This window comes from Nocardia albiluteola, from assembly GCF_018860155.1.
GTDB lineage: Bacteria > Actinomycetota > Actinomycetes > Mycobacteriales > Mycobacteriaceae > Nocardia > Nocardia albiluteola.
This window is the reverse complement of sequence record NZ_JAHKNI010000004.1, coordinates 106,130-125,684: the sequence shown is the minus strand read 5'-3', so window position 1 is coordinate 125,684 and position 19,555 is coordinate 106,130. Positions and strand designations below refer to the sequence as shown.

Below are 19,555 nucleotides of genomic sequence, written 5' to 3'. Positions count from 1 at the left end.
CCGCGACCGCTCAGCGGAGCCCGGCGAAGAGGTCGGTTTCCCGAGCCGGTGCGGCCGCGACGCGATTGGTATGCCGGACAAAGCTTTCGGTGGCGAACATCAGCTGCTGCAGTTCGGCGGGCATTCGCAGAAACGGCACGCTGTCGCCCTGGCTGGCGTGCGCCTCGAGCGCCTTGACCTTGCGCTGGGTATAGGCGGCCACGTCGACGACCGTGGTGATCTGCTCCTCGGGTGTGCCGAAGTCGTCCGGCGGGTCCTGGTCGATCATGCCCTGTGCGCGCAGCGTCGCGAACATCTCGCGGGAGCGTTCGCGCGGAATCGCGGTGTAGTAGAACTTGTCCGGGATATCCGTGGCCGCCGCCGCGGCGAGTGCGACGCGGTTGGCCTGGATGTGGTCGGGGTGGCCGTAGTTGCCGTTCTCGTCATAGGTGACGACCACCTGGGGCCGGTACTGCCGCATGAGATCCGCGAGGCGGGCGGCCGACTGCTCGACCGGGATGTTCCAGAAGGCTTCCGGATCCCGGTTGCCTTCCCACCCGTCCATTCCTGAGTCCCGATATCCGAGCAGCTCGACGTGCTCGATGCCCAGCAACGCCGCCGACTCCTGGAGTTCGGAGAGTCGCTGGGCCCGTACCGCATTCGGATCGTGGCCGGGCTCCCCGGGCTTGATCCCGCCCGGCGCATCGCCCTGCTCGCCGTTGGTGCAGGTCACCAGGACCGTTCGGATACCCTCGGCGGCATATTGCGCGAGGATCCCACCGGTGCTGATGACCTCGTCGTCCGGATGGGCGTGTACGGCCATGATCGTCAGTTGGTCGGCCATGAGTCCCCCGTCTGTATGTGCTCGGCGCTTCGGTGCTTCCACTCTACGAATCAACACCGACAACCAGCGCCGGGATTCCGCCCGCCGGACGCCGGATCGGGTGCCACGGTCATTCGGCGAGGATCGGCAGCATCAGCGACGACGGGCGCTCGCGATCGTGGAACACCTGGAAGCCGCACCGCACACCGGCCACCGCGTCGGCGACGGGCTCGGCGGTGCCGTGATTGCGGCCGAATCGGGGAAATGCACCGCCGGCGACCTGCACCCGGAGCCGATGCCCGCGGCCGAACCGGTACGCCGTCGGGAACAACGGCACCTCGATCGGCCCGTCGGCCCGCTCCCGCAGTCGCAGGATGCCCTCGGTGACATTCCGGGACACCCCCTTCGCATCGACATCGCACAGCCGGACGAACAGATCGGCCCCGGCGCGTTCGGTGCGGACGTGCACTGTCGCGGTCGGTTCGCCGACCACGTCCAAGTCTGCGGCCAGCGGTTCGCCGGTGTAGACGAGCACGTCCGGGCGGGCCTCGACCGCCCGGTTGTCCTGCTGCTTGGCCTTGCCGAACAGCAGCGGGCCGCCGACCGAGGGGGTCGGATCGGACGGGTCGTAGGTGAATTCGTCCGGGCCCGCGTCGCCAGGCGCGTCACCGAGGCTGGGCAGATGGATCCGCCGCTCGACCGACTTGGGCGGCCACTCCTCGAAGTCCAGCCAGTGCCCGGCCCGTTGCAGGTGCACACGCACCGGCGCCCGGCGCAGCGCGGCGCGGTCGCCGAGCAGATGAGCGGCCAGGAAATCGGCCTGGTCGGCGATCATCGGCCGGAAACTGGCGGGGTCGCCGTGGCTCCACGGCCCGATCAGGATCCGCGCCGGATTCCCGGCCGCGCGCAACCGCCGGAAATCGCGTAGCTGCCCCGGCAGAAACAGGTCGTACCAGCCCGCGACCATGCTGACCGGTGTGCTCACGTCCTCGGGGCGGTGCACCGTCCCGGACCAGAACTCCGGGGTCTCCACATTTCCGGCAACGTCGGCCAGGAATTGCACCCGCCGTCCGATCGCCGCGACGTCCGCCCGCCCGACCGGCAGCGTCGCGGTGGCCGCACGGACGCGGCGGCGTCGCAGCGGCGCTCGAACCGTAGCGAACCGATCCTCCTGACGGCCGATCTGCGCCGACCATCCGACCATGTCGTCCAGGGCCAGCACACCGCCGGGATAGAACACGTCGGTGAAGTCCGAGGAGGTAACGCCCAGGCACATCGCCTCCAGCGGCGGATCGGCATAGGGTGCGATCGCCCACTGGGTATGCCCGAGATAGCTGGCCCCCGCCATCGCCACCCGGCCGTCGCACCAGGGTTGCGCGCGCAACCACGCCGCGGTAGCCAGGCCGTCGTCCTTCTCGTGCAGAAACGGGCGGAACTCGCCGCCGGAGCCGAAGGTCCCGCGTGTGCTCTGATAGACCACCTGCAGTCCGCGCCGGGCGAACACCGGGCCGAACAGCTCGCTCAGCAATCCGCGGCGGCCGTACGGCGTCCGAATCAGCACCACCGGCATCGGATGCGATCCGGGCGGGCGATACCAGTCGGCCAGCAGCGTGACGCCGTCCGGCATCGGTATAGAAATGTCCCGGCGCACTACCGGCTCGGGCACCGTGGCCGGTGGCATGCGAAGGAGTCCGTCGACGATCCGGCCCAGCATTGATCCTCCTCTGAAATGTCGCCTTTCCATCGTTACCACCGGAATCCACGATTCCGCCGCAGATTCCCGCATCCGGCGGGGATAGAATCGGTATGGCTCGGGGCTCCCGGCGCCTGTTCGTCCAAGGCGCCGCACAATCGAGGACGCGATATCCAATGACCAGCGCTTGCGAAACACCATTGGACCGGATTCGCGCCGCATGGCGCACCGGCCCGTACCCGCCGGCCCCGGCAGCCGCCACCCTGACGCGGCGCGCCGATCACTTCGCCGATGGGGTGCGGTTCCTGCTCGAGCAGCCTGGTGCGCTAGGCCGGGTGCGTGCGGCCACCGCCACGCTGGAGGACGACCCCCCGGTGGAAGCGCTGGTGCAGACGGTCCTGGAGACGGCGCTCTCGCTGACTCGCGCCGAACTCGGGAACGTACAGCTGGTCGACCCGGCCTCCGGTGCGTTGTTGATCACCGACCAGTCCGGGTTCGACGCCGAATTCCTCGAGCACTTCTCCGTCGTCGACGACGACAGTTCCGCCTGCGGCCGGGCCTCGCACGGCGATCAGACGATCCTGCACGACGTCGACACCGATCCCGGGTTCGCGTCGCACCGGGGCATCGCGGCCGCCGCGGGATTCCGATCCGTGCAGTCCACCCCGCTGATCGACTTCACCGGCAGGGTCGTCGGCATCGTGTCGACCCACTTCCCGCGCCCGCATCGCCCCACGCCCGCGGACCTGCAGATCCTGCAGCTGTTCGCCGACTATGCGGGTGACGCGATCTCCCGCAGCCTCGGCCCGCCCGCGGAAACACCGCCGCGAAACCATCACGCCCTCCCGTCCACCGCCGTCTCGCCGGAAACGATCGGCATGGGCACCGAGCTCGCGGGCTCCGTCGTGGACCATCTACTGACGGCGCTACACCTGACCGGTCTGCGGCGGCTCGTCGGCGAGGGCGCCGCCTCCGCCCGGCTGCAGGCCGCCGTCGACACCCTCGACCGGGCCATCCACGATATCGAAAACCACACGCTGTCAACGCGATCCATACTCGACACACCATGAAATAGGGACCTCGCCGCCCTGTCTGCGTGCCCGTCCCCGATTTCACCGGCGCCCGAATCATCTCCACAGCGCCCTTACAGCCTTCTCACAGCGTCGCCGAGTGGAATGGAACTCGGCACACCCGACTGCGGCCCCGCCGCATGGTTCGGAAGAGGCGATGGCATTGCTGGAGAACGACCTCGCTGGGGCGGTTCGTGGCGAGCGGACCGCGATCGCACGCGTCTTGGCGGAGATACGCCCGCAGATCGTGCACTATTGCCGGGCCCGGGTGAACCACATTTCCGGGAGCACGGTCTCCGCGGACGATGTCGCACAGGAGGTCTGCATCGCGGTCCTGCGCGCACTGCCCCGATACCGCGATGAGGGACGACCTTTCATGGCCTTCGTCTACGGCATCGCCGCACACAAGGTCGCCGACGCCTACCGCAGCGCCGCCCGTAACCGCATCATCCCGGTCGAGGCGGTTCCCGACCTGCCCTGCGATGACACCGGTCCCGAACAGCGGGCACTGCAATCCGAGGCCGCCCGTCGGATGAGCGATCTGCTCGGCGCCCTGCCGCCGAAGCAACGCGAAATCCTGATTCTGCGTGTCGCGGTGGGACTCTCGGCCGCCGAGACCGCCGCGGCGGTGGGCGGCACCGCGGGGTCGATCCGGGTCGCCCAGCACCGCGCCATGACCAAGCTCAGGGCACTGGCCGTGGTCCGCGCCTCTGCCATCGCATGAGATCGGTCCCCGCCGTCCAGATGTGCTCGGACAGCGGGACGACCCGGTCACGAGATCGACTCGGGACGCCTCGGCCTCTCAGTCGGCGAGGAATCCCCGGATGGCCTCGGCGATCTCGGCGGCGTGGGTTTCCAGGGCGAAGTGGCCGGTGTCGAGGAACTCGATCCGCGCGTCGGGGAGGTCGCGGCGGAAGGCCTCGGCGCCGGCGGGCAGGAAGAACGGATCATTGGCCCCCCACACCGCCAGGAGCGGCGGAGTGTGAGTGCGGAAGTACTCCTGAAATTGCGGGTACCGGGCCACGTTGTTGCGGTAGTCCAGCATCAGGTCCAACTGCACCTGGTCGGCGCCGGCGCGGGCCAGGTAGTGGTCGTCCAGCGCGATGCCGTCCGGGGAGACCAGGGACTCGTCGGGCACGCCGTGGGTGTACTGAAAGCGCGTGGTCTCGGGGGTCAGCATCGTGCGCAGGGCATCGCGGTTGGCGGCCGAGGGATCCGCCCAGTAGGCCCGGACCGGGTTCCAGCCCTCGCTGAGACCTTCGACGTAGGCATTGCCGTTCTGGGAGACGATGGCGGTTATGCGGTCGGGGTGGGCGACCGCGAGCCGAAGGCCGGTCGGGGCGCCGTAGTCGAAGATGTAGACCGCGTACCGGTCGAAGCCGACCACGTCGGTGAAGCGGTCGATCACTGCGGCGATGCTGTCGAAGGTGTAGTCGAACTCCTTGTGGTCCGGCATGTCCGAGCGGCCGAACCCGGGCAGGTCGGGGGCGATGATGTGAAAGTCGTTGGCCAGCAGGGGAATCAGATCCCGGAACATGTGGCTCGAGGTCGGGAAGCCATGCAGCAAAAGGAGTTTGGGGCTCCCCGGGGCGCCCGCCTCACGGTAGAAGATGCCGAAGCCGTCGACGTCGACCTTGCGGTAGCGAATTGCGGTCATGATGGCCATCCTTTACTGTCGCTCCGAATAAGTAACCGTCTTAGTGTTCCCTAGAAGGTTATGCGTGGCATCAGTAACTTGTCAACCGCATTCAAGGAGGTTACTCTTCGAGGTGGAGGAGGAGCCGATGACGCAGTCGACGCCCGCGCTGTTCCTGGCCGATTCGGCCGGGCTGGATTTCCTGAACTCGGTGGCCACACCGACGGATGCGGTCGTGGACTGGCTGGAGGACGGCGAGAGTCTGCTCGACTGGCTCCGGCAGGCGGACATGGTCCCCGAACAGGTCCTGGCCGACCTGCGCGAGCGCGCCCTGCCCGGCGAGCTCGAACGCCTGGCCGCCCAGGCCCGCACCCTGCGCGAGTGGTTTCGCGGCTTCGTCACCGAGCATCGCGGCCATCCGCTGACCGAATCCGTTCTCCCCCAACTGGATCCGCTCAACGAGCTCCTGGAGCTCGACCGCCGCTACAGTGCGATCGCCGGGCCTCCCGCCGGCACCGAGGGCCCCCTCACCCTGACCGACCGCCGCCGCTGGAATTCCCCCGACACCCTGCTACTCCCCATCGCCCAGGCCATGGCCGAGCTGATCTGCGACCAGGACTTCACCCACATCAAGTCCTGCGAGGGCCCCACCTGCACCCTCCTGTTCGCCGACCGCACCCGCGGCCGCGGTCGCCGCTGGTGCAGCATGTCCCTGTGCGGCAACCGCGCCAAACAGGCGGCCCACCGCCGACGCCACCGGGCCGCATCCGCACCGCCGGGGTAATCCGCCGAATCGTGCGTCCCGGTCCGAACGTCCCAGGGAGTAATCTGAGACATCCAGGTCGTCGAACCGAGCCGCCATGCATGAATTGGCCATCACCCAAAGCGTCGTGGACACCGTGTGCGAGCACGCGGCGGGCGCCCGGGTGCACAGCGTCACTGTCGAGGTCGGCGCGCTGTGCGCCGTCGTTCCCGAGGCGATGCAATTCTGTTTCGAACTGGTCGCCGAGGGAACCGTCGCGGAGGGCGCGTGCCTCGAGATAAGAATCGTCCCCGGCGCGGCCCGGTGCCGCAGCTGTGGCGCCGAATTCGGCCTCGCCGACCTCATCCTGCTGTGCCCGTGCGGAAGCGCCGATGTCGAGGTGCGTTCCGGACGGGAACTCCGTATCCGGACGATGGAGGTGAGTGAGACATGTGTGCAACCTGTGGCTGCGGCCAGGACTCCGCGGTGATCACGATTCCCCACGAACACCCGCATCACGACGATGGCCACCCACACGATCACGATCACCCGCACGAGCACGGCGCGCACGACCATGAGCATCCGCCGGCCACCCGGACGTTGACGCTGGACCAGAAGGTCCTGGCCAAGAACGACCGGCTGGCCGCCCGCATCCGGGCCCGCCTGGCCGAACGCAACATCCTCGCGCTCAATCTGACCAGCTCCCCGGGCGCGGGCAAGACCACTCTGCTCGAGCGAACCATCCGCGAACTCGGCGACGTGCCGATGGCCGTGATCGAGGGCGATCAGGAGACGCTGCTCGATGCCGAACGGATCCGGGCGACCGGCTGCCGCGTGGTCCAGGTCAACACCGGCGCCGGTTGCCATCTGGATGCGGAGATGATGCGGGGCGCCCTCGACGCGCTCGATCCGGCCGCGGGCACGCTGCTGTTCATCGAAAATATCGGGAATCTGGTCTGCCCGGCCCTGTTCGACCTGGGCGAGCGGACCAAGGTCGTGGTCATCTCGGTGACCGAGGGCGACGACAAACCGCTGAAATATCCGCATATGTTCGCCGCCGCGGGCTTGGCGCTGATCAACAAAATCGACCTGCTGCCCTATGTCGATTTCGATGTCGAGACCTGCCGGCGGCACGCGAGGGCCGTCAACCCGGCAATCACGATCCTGCCCGTGTCCGCGACCACCGGCGACGGGCTTTTCCGCTGGTACCGATGGCTTTCCGAGCAAAGATCAATTCCGTCGAGCACCCTTGAGGATGCCAACGCACCCGCCTAGACTGACGTGATCAGGGTCACCGCACGGATTCGGTTCGCCGATATCTGGTAAGAGCCCGTTTCCGTGTGACCATCCGCTTCAAGAATGGTGGCACTCCATGCCAACTCGCGAAGCAGTCGAAGCCGAACAGGCCTTGATCCATGTTCTGTGGATAAACGCCGGGCTCAGTTGTGATGGCGATTCCGTGGCGTTGACTGCCGCCACTCAACCCAGCATCGAGGAAATCGCGCTGGGATCGCTGCCTGGTCTCCCCAAGATTGCGGTCCACTGGCCGCTGATCGATTTCGAATGCGGCCCCACCGGCGGCGCCGACGACTTCCTCGAGTGGTTCTTCAAGGCCGACCGCGGCGAATTGGAGCCGTTCGTGCTCGTCGTGGAGGGCTCGATCCCGAACGAGCAGCTGCACACCGAGGGGTACTGGTGCGGCTTCGGCAACAACCCCGCCACCGGCCAGCCCATGACCACCAGCGAATGGCTCGATCGGCTGACGCCCAAGGCGACGGCGGTCGTCGCCGTCGGCACCTGCGCCACCTACGGCGGCATCCACGCCATGGCCGGAAACCCGACCGGTGCGATGGGGGTGCCCGACTATCTGGGCTGGAAGTGGAAGAGCAAGGCGGGCATCCCGATCGTCTGCGTGCCCGGCTGCCCCATCCAGCCCGACAACCTGTCCGAGACGCTGACCTATCTGCTCTACATGGCCACCGGCCAGGCCCCGATGATCCCGCTCGACGAAGCACTGCGCCCCACTTGGCTTTTCGGTGCGACTGTGCACGAGGGCTGCGACCGCGCCGGATACTACGAGCAGGGGGATTTCGCCACCGAATACGGCTCGCCCAAGTGCATCGTGAAGCTGGGCTGCTGGGGTCCGGTGGTGAAATGCAATGTGCCCAAGCGTGGTTGGATAAACGGAGTCGGCGGCTGCCCGAACGTGGGCGGCATCTGCATCGGCTGCACCATGCCCGGCTTCCCGGACAAGTTCATGCCGTTCATGGACGAGCCGCCAGGCGGCAAGTTCTCGTCCACCGCATCGGGGCTGTACGGATCGGTGATCCGCAGTCTGCGCCACGTCACGACCCGCACGGTCGACAAGGAGCCGCACTGGCGGCATCGGGGCACCGCGCTGGAGACCGGCGCGACGCGCACATGGTAGGAGGACTGCGATGACTCAGATCATCCCGGAACCGTCGCACCGCAAGATCGACCCGGATGCCCTCGTGGAGATGGCGTGGGATCCGATCACACGCATCGTCGGCAGCCTGGGCATATACACGAAGATCGACTTCGACAATCGCGAGGTGGTCGAGTGTCACAGCACCTCCTCGATCTTCCGCGGCTACTCGATCTTCATGCGCGGCAAGGATCCTCGCGACGCGCACTTCATCACCAGCCGAATCTGCGGCATCTGCGGCGACAATCACTGCACCTGCTCGTGCTACTGCCAGAACATGGCCTACGGGGTGAAGCCGCCGCATCTGGGCGAATGGATCGTCAACCTCGGCGAGGCCGCGGAATACATGTTCGACCACAACATCTTCCAGGAGAATCTGGTCGGCGTGGACTTCTGCGAGAAGATGGTCGCCGAGACCAATCCGGGCGTCCTGGCCCGCGCCGAGACGGCGCAGGCGCCGCACGCGGACGCGCACGGGTACCGCACCGTCGCGGACATCATGCGCGCGCTGAACCCGTTCACCGGTGAGTTCTACCGCGAGGCCCTGCAGGTCAGCCGGTACACCCGGGAGATGTTCTGCCTGATGGAGGGCAGGCATGTGCACCCCTCGACGCTGTATCCCGGCGGTGTGGGCACGGTGGCGACGATCCAGCTGATGACCGACTACATGTCCCGGCTGATGCGCTACGTCGAATTCATGAAGAAGGTCGTGCCGATGCACGACGACCTGTTCGACTTCTTCTACGAGGCCCTGCCCGGCTACGAACAGGTCGGCCTGCGCCGCACCCTGCTCGGCTGCTGGGGTTCGTTCCAGGATCCCGAGGTGTGCAACTTCGCCTACAAGGACATGGAGAACTGGGGCCGCAAGATGTTCGTCACCCCCGGCGTGGTGGTCGACGGCAAACTGGTCACCACCTCCCTGGTGGATATCAACCTCGGCCTCCGAATCCTTTTGGGCAGTTCGTATTACGAGGACTGGTCCGACCAGGAGATGTTCGTGACGACCGATCCGCTCGGCAATCCGGTGGACCGGCGGCACCCCTGGAACCAGCACACCAACCCCAAGCCGCAGAAGCGCGACCTGGACGACAAGTACAGCTGGGTGATGTCGCCGCGCTGGTTCGACGGCAAGAATCACCTCGCGCTCGACACCGGCGGCGGGCCGCTGGCCCGGCTGTGGTCGACGGCGCTGGCCGAGTTGGTCGACATCGGCTACGTGAAGTCCACCGGGCACAGCGTGCAGATCAACCTGCCCAAGACCGCGCTGAAGGGCCCGGTCGAGCTGGAGTGGAAGATCCCCGCGCACGGCAGCAACACGATCGAGCGCGACCGGGCGCGCACCTACTTCCAGGCGTACGCCGCAGCATGCGCGCTGCACTTCGCCGAGAAGGCGCTCGAGGAGATCCGCGCCGGGCGGACCAAGACCTGGGAGAGCTTCGAGGTGCCCGACGAGAGCATCGGCTGCGGCTTCACCGAGGCCGTGCGCGGTGTGCTCTCGCACCACATGGTGATCCGGAACGGCAAGATCGCCAATTACCATCCGTATCCGCCGACGCCCTGGAACGCCAGCCCGCGGGACAGCTTCGGCACTCCGGGGCCCTACGAGGACGCGGTGCAGGGCCAGCCGATCTTCGAGGAGAACGATCGCGAGCACTTCAAGGGCATCGACGTCATGCGCACGGTGCGCAGCTTCGATCCGTGCCTGCCGTGCGGGGTGCACATGTATCTGGGCAACGGGAAGACGTTGGAAACCCTGCACTCCCCCACCCAGACGCTGACCGCGGAGTAGTCCCGGGTCGGCCCGGCGACGGGAGAGGTACATGGTGAACGATCACCCGGCCGACCGGAACGACGCCGCAGCGCCCGACCGCTGGCGCGAGGCCGGCGATCGGATCGAGACGCTCCTGGACGCCTGCGCCGCGGGCGGCACCGCCGCCCGCGACCGCGCCGAACAGCTGCTCCACGAGGTGGTCGAGCTGTACGGCGCGGGGCTGGCGCGGATCGTCGCGGCGCTCGACGAGCCCACGGCCGAGCTGCTGGCCGCGGACGATCTGGTGGCGAGCCTGCTGCTCGTGCACGGCCTGCACCCGCAGGGAGTTCGCACCCGGGTGGGGGCCGCGCTCGACAGCGTGCGGCCGTACCTGGGCTCACACGGCGGCGACGTGACCCTGCTCGGCGTCGAGGACGGGGTGGTGCGGCTGGCGCTGGCCGGGAGCTGCCGTACCTGCCCGTCGTCGTCGGTGACGCTCGAGCTCGCCGTCGAGGAGGCCGTGCGCGCCGCGGCGCCCGAGATCGAGGCGATCGAAGTGGTTGCCGCCGAACCGGATTCGGACCCAAGCGTGTTCTCGGCCGATTCGCTGTTCACCCGCGTGCGCGATGCCGCGCCGCGGACCGGCAGCTGGATCGCGGTCCCCGAACTGGCAGGGCTGTCCCCCGGCGAGGTCGGCGGATTCTCCATCGCCGGGCAGGCCGTGCTGGCCTGCCGCATCGGCACCGAGCTCTACGTCTACCGCGACCACTGCCCGGCGTGCGACAACTCGCTCGCGGGCGCGGTCCTGCACCGCCGCATGGGATTCCCGGTCGGTGACGCGGTGCTGCGCTGTCCGGTCTGCCAGGCACACTACGACGCCGTGCACGCCGGGGCGAGGGTCGATGGGAGCGGGCACCTCGATCCGCTGCCCGTTCTCGTCCGCGACGGCGAACTGTCGGTGGCCGTTCCCGCGGGGGTGGCGGGATGAATTCCTCGTTCCGGATCCTGCGGCGGCTGGCGGACACGCAGCCCGCTCCGACGCCCGCGGGCGAACGGTGCGAGATGTGCGCGGAGGCGATTCCCGGAGAGCACCAGCACGTGGTGAATACCGAAGGCAGGCAGCTGCTCTGCGTGTGCCGGGCCTGCTATCTACTGTTCACCGATCAGGCCGCGGCGCTGCGCTATCGCGCGGTGCCCGACCGGTATCTCGCCTTTCCCGGCGTCGTGATCGACGCGTCCGAATGGGACGAGCTGGAAATCCCGGTGGGCCTGGCCTTCTTCTTCCGCAATTCCACGCTCGATCGCACCGTCGCGTTCTATCCCGGGCCCGCCGGAGCCACCGAATCCGAACTGCCGATGGAGCGTTGGCGCGCGATCGTGGACCGGCATCCCGAGCTCGGCACGCTCGCCCCCGATGTGGAGGCGCTGCTGATCCGCCGCCCCGACCGCGACACGGCGGGGGCCTGCCTGCTGCTGCCCATTGATGCCTGCTACGAGTTCGTCGGGCGAATGCGGCTGCTGTGGCGCGGATTCGACGGCGGCCAGGACGCCCGGCGTTACCTCGACGAGTTCTTCGCGGCCACCGCGGCCCGTGCCCGGCCGGGCAGGGGCGACTATGAGTGACGCGGTCACCTTCGCGGTGCTGGAGATCCGGCCCGAGCCTTACGCGGTGACGCCGATGCTCTCCGCGCGAGTGGGCATCGCCGCGGTCACCGACGAGCCGGTGCACGCCATCGCATTACGTGCCCAGGTCCGGATCGAACCGCGCCGCAGGGCCTATTCCGACGAGGAGGGCGCGGGCCTGCTGGACCTGTTCGGCCCGCGCGAGCGCTGGCACGATACCCAGCGCACGTTCCTTTGGATGCACTGCGCCACCATGGTTCCCGGCTTCGACGGCGGCGCCGAGATCGACCTGCCGATGCCGTGCACCTACGACCTCGAGGTGGCCGGTTCCAAGTACATGCATGCGCTGCGGACCGGCACCGCGCCGCTCGTATTCCTGTTCAGCGGGACGGTATTCAGCAGGGGCGCCGGCGGATTCACCGTCCAGCAGGTGCCCTGGGATCGCAACGACCCGTTCGACATGCCCGTCGCGGTGTGGCAGGACCTGATGGCCGCGCACTTCCCGAATACCGGATGGCTGCGGCTCTCGCGCGAAACGCTCGAGCAGCTCACCGCCTTCAAGGCCCAGCACGGCCTGCTCGGCTACGACGAGACCGTGGCCGCATTGCTGGCCGCTCACCAGGAGGAACGACCGTGAGCGCGGCCGGATACGGGCAGGGCGCGTGGGCCGGGGCTCGCGCGGTGGCCGATGCCGTCCTGTACGAGGGATATCTGCTCTACCCGTATCGGGCGAGCGCGCGAAAGAATCAGTCCCGCTGGCAGTTCGGGGTGCTCGGCCCGCCCGGGGCCGAGGAGGCGGGCCTGGGCGAGGGTTCCGGGCTCTCGGCACAGTTCCTCGTCGAGGCGGAGCCCGCGGCCACTCTCACACTGGCCGTGCGATTCCTGCAGCTGCAGCGGCGCACGATCATCGACCCGGCCGGGCAGGCCGTCACCGAGATGTCGGTGGGCGGGCAATCGTGGCTCAGCTGGGACGAGGCGATCGAGCAGGAGATCGTCCTCGGTCCGATCGCAGTGTGCAACAACGCCTTCGACTTGCAAGTCGACGGCGGCCGCGAGACCGAGGAGATCCCGGCAGGCGACCCCGTCGGCCGAATAGTGCGGGAGCGGAGGTCACTTGCAGGGCGGCTCGAGCTCACCGTCGACGATGTGGACGGCATGCGGCGTTGCACCGTCGTCGCCCGGAACACCGGGCCGGCCGCCGCGGACCGGGACGATGCCATCGCGCACTCCTTCATCGGTGCGCACCTGATCGCCGAGATCACCGACGGCGCTTTCGTATCCCTGCTGGACCCCCCACCTGCCGCCGCCGCGGCAGCGGCGGCCTGCGCGCAGCATCGGTGCTTCCCGGTGCTCGCGGGCCCGGCTGGATCCCATGCGCTGCTGCTGATTTCGCCGATCATTCTCTACGACCACCCGGAGATCGCCGAGCAGAGCGAGATTCCCCTGTTCGACTCGACCGAGATCGACGAGATCCTCACCCTGCGCGTGATGACGCTGACTGACGAGGAGAAGCGTCAGGCCCGGGCGACCGACCCGCGTGCGGCGCAGATCATCGACCGTTGCGAGGCCATGACTGCTGAGCAGATGCGGCAGCTGCATGGCGTGCTGCGCGATCCCGCCGCGGGTGGTCCCCGGGTGCTGCCCTCCGTCCCCGACGGCATCGATTGGTGGGATCCGCTCGCCGACAACGCCGTTGCACCCGACTCCGATGCCGTGCCGATCGCCGGTGTGCTGGTGCACAAGGACAGCCGGGTACGCCTGCACCCGGCCCGGCGCGCCGACGCGCACGACCTGTTCTACGCCGGACGGACCGCGCGGGTGGTCACCGTGCACGAGGACGTCGACGGAGAGGTGCACATCGGCGTGGTCGTCGAGGACGATCCCGCCGCGGATCTGCACGAATGGTACGGCCGCTACCTGTATTTCGCCCCCGACGAGATCGAGCCGCTGGACGCCCCGCACCCGCAGTACTGAGAACCCACGAAAGGAACACTCCGCCATGGAAACCGTAGGAATTATCGCGACCGTCGTCGTCGCAGTGATCGTGCTGACGGTGGCAGCCGCCGGCATCCGCTCGATCCCGGATCTCCGGCGCTACCTGAAGATTCGGCACATGTGACGCGGATGAGCGGCCGCGTGCTGGTCGCCGGGATCGGCAACATCTTTCTCGGCGACGACGGATTCGGATCCGAGGTGGTCCGGCGGTTGCGCGCGGACCCCGGACCGGATGTGTGCGTGCGCGACTACGGGATCCGCGGCATGCACCTGGCCTACGACCTGCTCGACGGCTGGGATGCGCTGGTACTGGTGGACGCGCTGCCCCGCCGGGGCACGCCGGGAACCATCGAGATCCTGCGCGCCGAACCCGGGGCGAGCCGCACGGACAGCGGTTCGAACTCCGACAGCGGCGGCCGCGCAGGCGGTCTCGACGCGCACGCGATGGATCCCGAGGCCGTCTTCGCCGCCGTGCGCACGCTGGGCGGGGTCGTCCCGCCGACCGTGATCGTGGGCTGCCAGGTCGAAACGGTGGCCGAGGGCATCGGGCTCAGCGGCCCCGTCGCGGCGGCGGTCGCGCCCGCCGTGGCCGCGATCGAAACGGTGCTGGCCGATCTGCTGGATCGACAGGAGGTGTGAGCGATGTGCCTCGGAATTCCGGGCCGGGTCGTGGAGATCCTCGACGGCTACCACGACCAGGTCGCTCTGGTCGACGTCTCCGGTGAGCGGAGGCGGGTGAATATCGGTCTGCTGGAGGAGAATCCGGCACGGCCCGGCGACTGGGTGATCATCCACATGGGCCTGGCGGTGGAGAAGACCGACGCGGACGGCGCGGCCGCCGCGATGGCCGGACTGCGGCTGCTCGGCTCCGGGGAGGAGCCGTGAGCACCGGCCGGATCCGCCGCCGCCTGACCGTCCGCGGCGTGGTCCAGGGCGTGGGCATGCGGCCCTTCGTCTACACCACCGCCGCTGAGCTCGCCCTGTCCGGCCGGGTATCCAACGACAGCTCCGGGGTATTCATCGAGATCGAGGGTGCGCCAGCGGATCTCGACGAATTCGCGCGGCGGCTGCGAAACCGGCCGCCTCCGCTCGCGGTCATCGAATCGGTCGAGCAGGCCGAGATCCCGGTCCGCGGCGGCACCGGATTCCACATCGCCGAGACCACCCGCGGCGGCGGGCGTACCCTGGCCTCCCCCGACGTGGCCCTGTGCGCCGACTGCGAGGCCGAGCTGCGCGATCCGGCGAACCGCCGCTATCGGCATCCCTTCGTCAACTGCACCAACTGCGGCCCCCGGTTCACCATCATCGCCACGCTGCCCTACGACCGGTCCGGCACCTCGATGGCGGAGTTCCCCATGTGCGCGGCCTGCGCCCGCGAATACGCCGATCCGAGCGACCGGCGCTTTCACGCCCAGCCGATCGCCTGCCCCGATTGCGGTCCCACACTGAGCTATTCGGAGATAGGTGCTGCCGAACAGCGCGAGCCCACTACGGACGGCACGGCTTCAGATGATTCCAGGGCAGGCATATCCGACTCGAGCTCGGCCGGTCCACGCAAGCCGGATGCCGTGCTCGCCGTCGACCCGATTGCGGCCGCACGGGACCTGCTGCGCCGCGGTGGAATTCTCGCGGTCAAGGGTATCGGTGGCTATCACCTGGCCTGTGATGCCGGAAATTCCGCCGCCGTCACCGAGCTGCGCCGGCGAAAGCGCCGCGGCGACAAGCCCTTCGCCGTAATGGTGCCGGGCCTCGATGCCGCGCGGGAGATCGTCGAGGTGGACGATACTGCAGCCGCGCTGCTGACCGGATCCGCCCGCCCGATCGTCCTGCTCCCCCGGCGCGACACCGCCTACCCTGCCGAGGCCGTCGCGCCGCGCAATCCCGATCTCGGTGTGCTGCTGGCCTATACGCCGATCCATCTGCTGCTGTTCGGCCTGCCGGGCGATTCGCCCGGTCCACAGACACTGGTGATGACCTCGGGAAACCTTGGTGGCGAACCGATCTGCTACGACGATGCCGACGCCCGGGACCGGCTGAGCGGGCTGGCCGACGCCATCCTGTCCCACGACCGCCGCATCCTGGTGCCCTGCGACGATTCGGTGATACGCGTGGTGGACGGGCTCGAGCTGCCGGTCCGCCGCTCGCGCGGCTACGCCCCCCTACCTCTCACACTGCCCATGGCGATTCCGGCGACCCTTGCCGTCGGAGCGGACCTCAAGAACACCTGCGCGGTGGCGCAGGGCCGCTACGCCTGGCTGAGCCAGCACGTCGGCGACATGGACGACCTGGCCACCCTGCGCGCCTTCACCGAGACCGAACACCACCTCGAGGAACTCACCGCGGTGCATCCCGTGCAGTTCGCCGCGGACGCGCATCCGCGCTACCGCTCGACCGAGTGGGCCCGCCGCCATGCCGGTGCGCTCCCGGTACACCTGGTGCAGCACCACCACGCCCACATCTGCGCGGTGATGGGCGAGCACGGCCTCGACCTTGACGTCTCGGTGCTCGGATTCGCCTTCGACGGCACGGGTTTCGGCCCCGACGGCGCGATCTGGGGCGGTGAGGTGCTGCTCGCGGGGTACAAGGGGTTCCGCCGCCTGGCGCATCTGCGATACGTACCGCTGGCCGGTGGCGACGCCGCCGTGCGCCGGCCGTACCGGATGGCGCTGGCGCACCTGTGGGCCGCCGGAATCGAATGGTCCGACGATATCGCCGCGGTGCGGGCCTGCTCGCCGGCGGAACGCACGGTACTGGCACGACAACTAGAGACCGGATTCGGCTGTGTTCCCACCTCGAGCATGGGCCGGTTGTTCGACACGGTCGCCTCCCTGGCCGGGGTGCGGCACACCGTCGATTATGAGGCGCAGGCCGCGATCGAGCTGGAGGGCCTGTCCCGGGCGGCTGAATCCGATGGCGCCCGTTATCGATTCGGGCTGCCGGAGGATCTCGAGAACGCGGAGATTGATCCGGCGCCGGTGCTTGCGGCGGTCATCGCCGATGCGCGGCAGGGGATTTCGCCCGCCGCGATCGGGGCCCGATTCCACGACGCGGTGGCGCACCTCGTGCTCGACATCGCGGTGCGCGCCGCGCCGCCGGACACGACCGTGGCCCTGGCCGGTGGCGTGTTCCAGAATGCGCTGCTGCTGAGCGCCACGCGGAGGTTGTTGCACGACAACGGCTTCACCGTCCTGAGCCATCACCGACTGCCGCCCAACGACGGCGGCCTCGCGTTCGGTCAGCTGCTCGCCGCCGGGGCGAGCTGAGCGGAAGGAGTACGACATGTGTCTAGCGGTCCCGGGAAAGGTACTCAGCCTGCACGAGCGCGACGGCACGATGATGTCCGTCGTCGACTTCGGCGGTGTGCACAAGGACGTGTGCGTGCAGTACATCCCCGACATTGCGCCCGGCGATTACGTCATCGTCCATGTCGGCTTCGCGCTCCAGCGCCTCGACGAGCAGTCCGCCCTGCGCACCCTCGCCGAGTTCGAACATCTGGGCGTGCTGAACGAGGAGTTCGGCGACGGCTTCGCGCGCGCCGCGGCACAGGCGGGCCTGGACGATCCCCGCGCCACACAACCACCCGAGAATCCGGAGGTCCGATCGTGAAGTATCTCGACGAATTCAGCAATCCGGAGCTGGCCGCGGGCCTGCTCGATCGGATCCGCAAGGTCACCACCAAACGCTGGTCCATCATGGAAGTCTGTGGTGGACAGACCCATTCGATCATCAGGCACGGCATCGATCAGCTGCTTCCCGATCAGATCGAGATGATCCACGGCCCCGGCTGCCCGGTGTGCGTCACGCCGCTCGAGATGATCGACAAGGCCCTCGAGATCGCGGCGCGGCCGAACGTCACCTTCTGCTCGTTCGGCGACATGCTCCGGGTCCCCGGCAGCTCGAAGGACCTGTTCCGGATCAAGAGCGAGGGCGGGGACGTCCGGGTGGTCTACTCGCCCCTGGACGCGCTCGAGATCGCCCGCACCGAACCCGACCGCGAGGTGGTGTTCTTCGGCATCGGCTTCGAAACCACCGCACCGGCCAACGCCATGACCGTGTACCAGGCCAAACGCCTTGGCATACGCAACTTCTCGCTGCTGGTCTCGCACGTGCTCGTGCCGCCCGCCATCGCGGCGATCATGGAGTCGCCGACCTGCCGGGTGCAGGGCTTCCTCGCGGCGGGGCACGTGTGCACCGTCATGGGCACCCAGGAATATCCCCCGCTCGCCGAGAAGTACCGGGTTCCGGTGGTGGTCACCGGATTCGAGCCACTGGACATCCTCGAGGGCATCCGCCGCACGGTGATCCAGCTCGAATCCGGCAAGCACGAGATGGACAACGCCTACCCGCGTGTCGTTGCGCCCGAGGGCAATCCGGCGGCGAAGGCGATGCTGGCCGACGTCTTCGAGGTGACCGACCGCGCCTGGCGCGGCATCGGCGTCATCCCGGCCAGCGGCTGGAAGCTCTCGCCGCGCTATCGCGAATACGACGCCGAGGACCGTTTCGCGGTCGAGGATCTGCATACCTCCGAATCCGCGATCTGCCGGTCGGGCGAGGTGCTGCAGGGGTTGATCAAGCCCAACGAGTGCGCCGCCTTCGGCAAGCAGTGCACGCCGCGAAATCCGCTGGGCGCCACCATGGTGTCCTCCGAGGGCGCGTGCGCCGCCTACTACCTGTACCGGCGCCTGGATCTCCCGGCGGAGGTGGCTCATGCCTGAAACCGAAACTCCCGCCATCGACATGGAGAACTGGGTCTGCCCCATGCCGCTGCGGGATTCGCCGAACATCGTCATGGGGCACGGCGGCGGCGGAGCGATGTCCGGCGAGCTCATCGAGCACCTGTTCCTGCCCGCGTTCGGCCCGGCCGCCCAGTCGGAACTGGGTGATTCGGCGGTGGTCGCGATCGGCGACACCCGGCTGGCGTTCAGCACGGACTCGTTCGTCGTCAAGCCGATGAACTTCCCCGGCGGGTCCATCGGCGATCTGGCGGTCAACGGCACCGTCAACGATCTGGCGATGTCCGGCGCCCGTCCGCTGGTGCTCTCGACCGCGTTCATCCTCGAGGAGGGCACGCCGCTGTCCGAGATCGCCCGCGTCGCCACCGCCATGGGCACGGCCGCCCTGACCGCGGGTGTCACCCTGGTCACCGGCGATACCAAGGTCGTCGACGCCGGGCACGGTGACGGCGTCTACGTGAACACCGCGGGCATCGGGGTGCTGGACGAGAGCGTGGACATTCGTCCCCAGCGCGCGTGCCCCGGCGACGCGGTGCTGGTCAGCGGCGAGATCGGACTGCACGGCGTCGCGGTGCTGAGCCGGCGCGAGGGCATCGAATTCGAGACCACGGTGTGCAGCGACACCGCGGCCCTGCACGGGCTGGTTGCCGCGATGCTGGCCACCGGCGCGGATATCCATGTGCTGCGCGACCCCACGCGCGGCGGCGTCGCGGCGAGCCTCAATGAGATCGCCCGGGCGGCGGGCGCCGGGGTGAGGCTGGACGAGACCAGGATTCCGATCCCGCCGGGCGTCCGCGACGCGTGCGGGCTGTTGGGCCTGGATCCGCTCTACGTCGCGAACGAGGGCAAGCTGATCGCCTTCGTCCCGGACCGGGACGCCGACCGCGTGCTCGCCGCCATGCGCGATCATCCGCTGGGCGCGCACGCTGAACGGATCGGCACGTGCGTGGCCGACCATCCGGGCATGGTCGTGGCCCGGACCGCGCTGGGCGGCACTCGCGTGGTGGACCTGCCGATCGGCGAGCAGCTACCGCGAATCTGCTGACTCACCACCAGAATTAGAAA

21 protein-coding genes are annotated in these 19,555 nt (G+C 68.5%); 18 read left to right on the top strand and 3 right to left on the bottom strand.

The annotated features are described in order from the left end of the window. Positions 1-10: 10 nt before the first annotated feature. Both KO481_RS13720 and KO481_RS13715 read right to left on the bottom strand, forming a co-directional pair. Complete coding sequence (locus KO481_RS13720; protein ID WP_215917499.1) at positions 11-823, bottom strand: PIG-L family deacetylase; 813 nt, start codon at positions 821-823, stop codon at positions 11-13. A 109-nt stretch (positions 824-932) separates the two neighbouring features. Next, positions 933-2,516: a CocE/NonD family hydrolase gene (locus KO481_RS13715; RefSeq protein ID WP_215917498.1), complete on the bottom strand. Its 1,584-nt coding sequence runs from the start codon at positions 2,514-2,516 to the stop codon at positions 933-935. Positions 2,517-2,671: 155 nt separating this feature from the next. Between KO481_RS13715 and KO481_RS13710 the strand changes: the two genes are divergently transcribed. Together KO481_RS13710 and shbA are read left to right on the top strand one after the other, a co-directional pair. Beyond that, the gene (locus KO481_RS13710; RefSeq protein ID WP_215917497.1) at positions 2,672-3,565 is read left to right on the top strand and encodes a GAF domain-containing protein; all 894 of its coding nucleotides are present in this window, start codon (positions 2,672-2,674) and stop codon (positions 3,563-3,565) included. A 157-nt stretch (positions 3,566-3,722) separates the two neighbouring features. Further along, on the top strand, positions 3,723-4,289 hold the full coding sequence (gene shbA, locus KO481_RS13705) for an RNA polymerase sigma factor ShbA (RefSeq protein ID WP_215917496.1): 567 nt from the start codon (positions 3,723-3,725) through the stop codon (positions 4,287-4,289). 78 nt (positions 4,290-4,367) lie between these two features. Here shbA and KO481_RS13700 read toward each other — a convergent pair whose 3' ends face one another. Then, a complete protein-coding gene (locus KO481_RS13700; RefSeq protein WP_215917495.1) occupies positions 4,368-5,222 on the bottom strand; it encodes an alpha/beta fold hydrolase in 855 nt (284 codons plus the stop codon). Positions 5,223-5,349: 127 nt separating this feature from the next. On the opposite strand from KO481_RS13700, the gene KO481_RS13695 reads away from it, so the two are divergent. From KO481_RS13695 to hypE, 16 genes are all read left to right on the top strand, one after another. Next, entirely contained in the window at positions 5,350-5,985 is a 636-nt protein-coding gene (locus KO481_RS13695) for a CGNR zinc finger domain-containing protein (RefSeq protein WP_215917494.1), read from the top strand. Positions 5,986-6,061: 76 nt separating this feature from the next. Beyond that, positions 6,062-6,433 carry a hydrogenase maturation nickel metallochaperone HypA gene (hypA, locus tag KO481_RS13690; protein WP_215917493.1) on the top strand — a complete coding sequence of 124 codons (372 nt, stop codon included), beginning with the start codon at positions 6,062-6,064 and terminating at the stop codon, positions 6,431-6,433. Beyond that, positions 6,394-7,218, top strand: a complete 825-nt coding sequence (hypB, locus tag KO481_RS13685; protein ID WP_215917492.1) for a hydrogenase nickel incorporation protein HypB — start codon at positions 6,394-6,396, stop codon at positions 7,216-7,218. Before hypA ends, hypB begins: the two co-directional genes overlap by 40 nt. Before the next feature lie 97 nt (positions 7,219-7,315). Continuing rightward, positions 7,316-8,371: an NADH-quinone oxidoreductase subunit B family protein gene (locus KO481_RS13680; RefSeq protein ID WP_215917491.1), complete on the top strand. Its 1,056-nt coding sequence runs from the start codon at positions 7,316-7,318 to the stop codon at positions 8,369-8,371. A gap of 10 nt (positions 8,372-8,381) precedes the next feature. After that, entirely contained in the window at positions 8,382-10,178 is a 1,797-nt protein-coding gene (locus KO481_RS13675; protein ID WP_215917490.1) for a nickel-dependent hydrogenase large subunit, read from the top strand. A 31-nt stretch (positions 10,179-10,209) separates the two neighbouring features. Continuing rightward, positions 10,210-11,127, top strand: a complete 918-nt coding sequence (locus KO481_RS13670; protein ID WP_215917489.1) for a NifU family protein — start codon at positions 10,210-10,212, stop codon at positions 11,125-11,127. Then, entirely contained in the window at positions 11,124-11,762 is a 639-nt protein-coding gene (locus KO481_RS13665) for a DUF5947 family protein (RefSeq protein WP_215917488.1), read from the top strand. Before KO481_RS13670 ends, KO481_RS13665 begins: the two co-directional genes overlap by 4 nt. Continuing rightward, positions 11,755-12,399, top strand: coding sequence for a DUF6084 family protein (locus tag KO481_RS13660; RefSeq protein ID WP_215917487.1), 645 nt, complete (start codon positions 11,755-11,757; stop codon positions 12,397-12,399). Before KO481_RS13665 ends, KO481_RS13660 begins: the two co-directional genes overlap by 8 nt. Further along, positions 12,396-13,736 carry a hypothetical protein gene (locus tag KO481_RS13655; RefSeq protein ID WP_215917486.1) on the top strand — a complete coding sequence of 447 codons (1,341 nt, stop codon included), beginning with the start codon at positions 12,396-12,398 and terminating at the stop codon, positions 13,734-13,736. Before KO481_RS13660 ends, KO481_RS13655 begins: the two co-directional genes overlap by 4 nt. 25 nt (positions 13,737-13,761) lie before the next feature. Next, positions 13,762-13,881 carry a DUF6893 family small protein gene (locus tag KO481_RS44735; RefSeq protein ID WP_372452014.1) on the top strand — a complete coding sequence of 40 codons (120 nt, stop codon included), beginning with the start codon at positions 13,762-13,764 and terminating at the stop codon, positions 13,879-13,881. A gap of 5 nt (positions 13,882-13,886) precedes the next feature. Beyond that, a complete protein-coding gene (locus tag KO481_RS13650) occupies positions 13,887-14,396 on the top strand; it encodes a hydrogenase maturation protease (protein WP_215917485.1) in 510 nt (169 codons plus the stop codon). Positions 14,397-14,399: 3 nt separating this feature from the next. Further along, positions 14,400-14,642 (top strand): HypC/HybG/HupF family hydrogenase formation chaperone, encoded by a 243-nt coding sequence (locus tag KO481_RS13645; protein WP_215917484.1) that lies wholly within the window; start codon positions 14,400-14,402, stop codon positions 14,640-14,642. Next, positions 14,639-17,020 (top strand): carbamoyltransferase HypF, encoded by a 2,382-nt coding sequence (gene hypF, locus KO481_RS13640; protein ID WP_308166589.1) that lies wholly within the window; start codon positions 14,639-14,641, stop codon positions 17,018-17,020. Before KO481_RS13645 ends, hypF begins: the two co-directional genes overlap by 4 nt. Positions 17,021-17,036: 16 nt before the next feature. Further along, positions 17,037-17,363, top strand: coding sequence for a HypC/HybG/HupF family hydrogenase formation chaperone (locus tag KO481_RS13635; protein ID WP_215917483.1), 327 nt, complete (start codon positions 17,037-17,039; stop codon positions 17,361-17,363). Beyond that, positions 17,360-18,472, top strand: coding sequence for a hydrogenase formation protein HypD (gene hypD, locus KO481_RS13630; protein WP_215917482.1), 1,113 nt, complete (start codon positions 17,360-17,362; stop codon positions 18,470-18,472). Before KO481_RS13635 ends, hypD begins: the two co-directional genes overlap by 4 nt. Next, positions 18,465-19,535, top strand: a complete 1,071-nt coding sequence (hypE, locus tag KO481_RS13625; protein ID WP_215917481.1) for a hydrogenase expression/formation protein HypE — start codon at positions 18,465-18,467, stop codon at positions 19,533-19,535. The genes hypD and hypE overlap by 8 nt, the downstream gene beginning before the upstream one ends. The last annotated feature ends 20 nt before the right edge of the window (positions 19,536-19,555 follow it).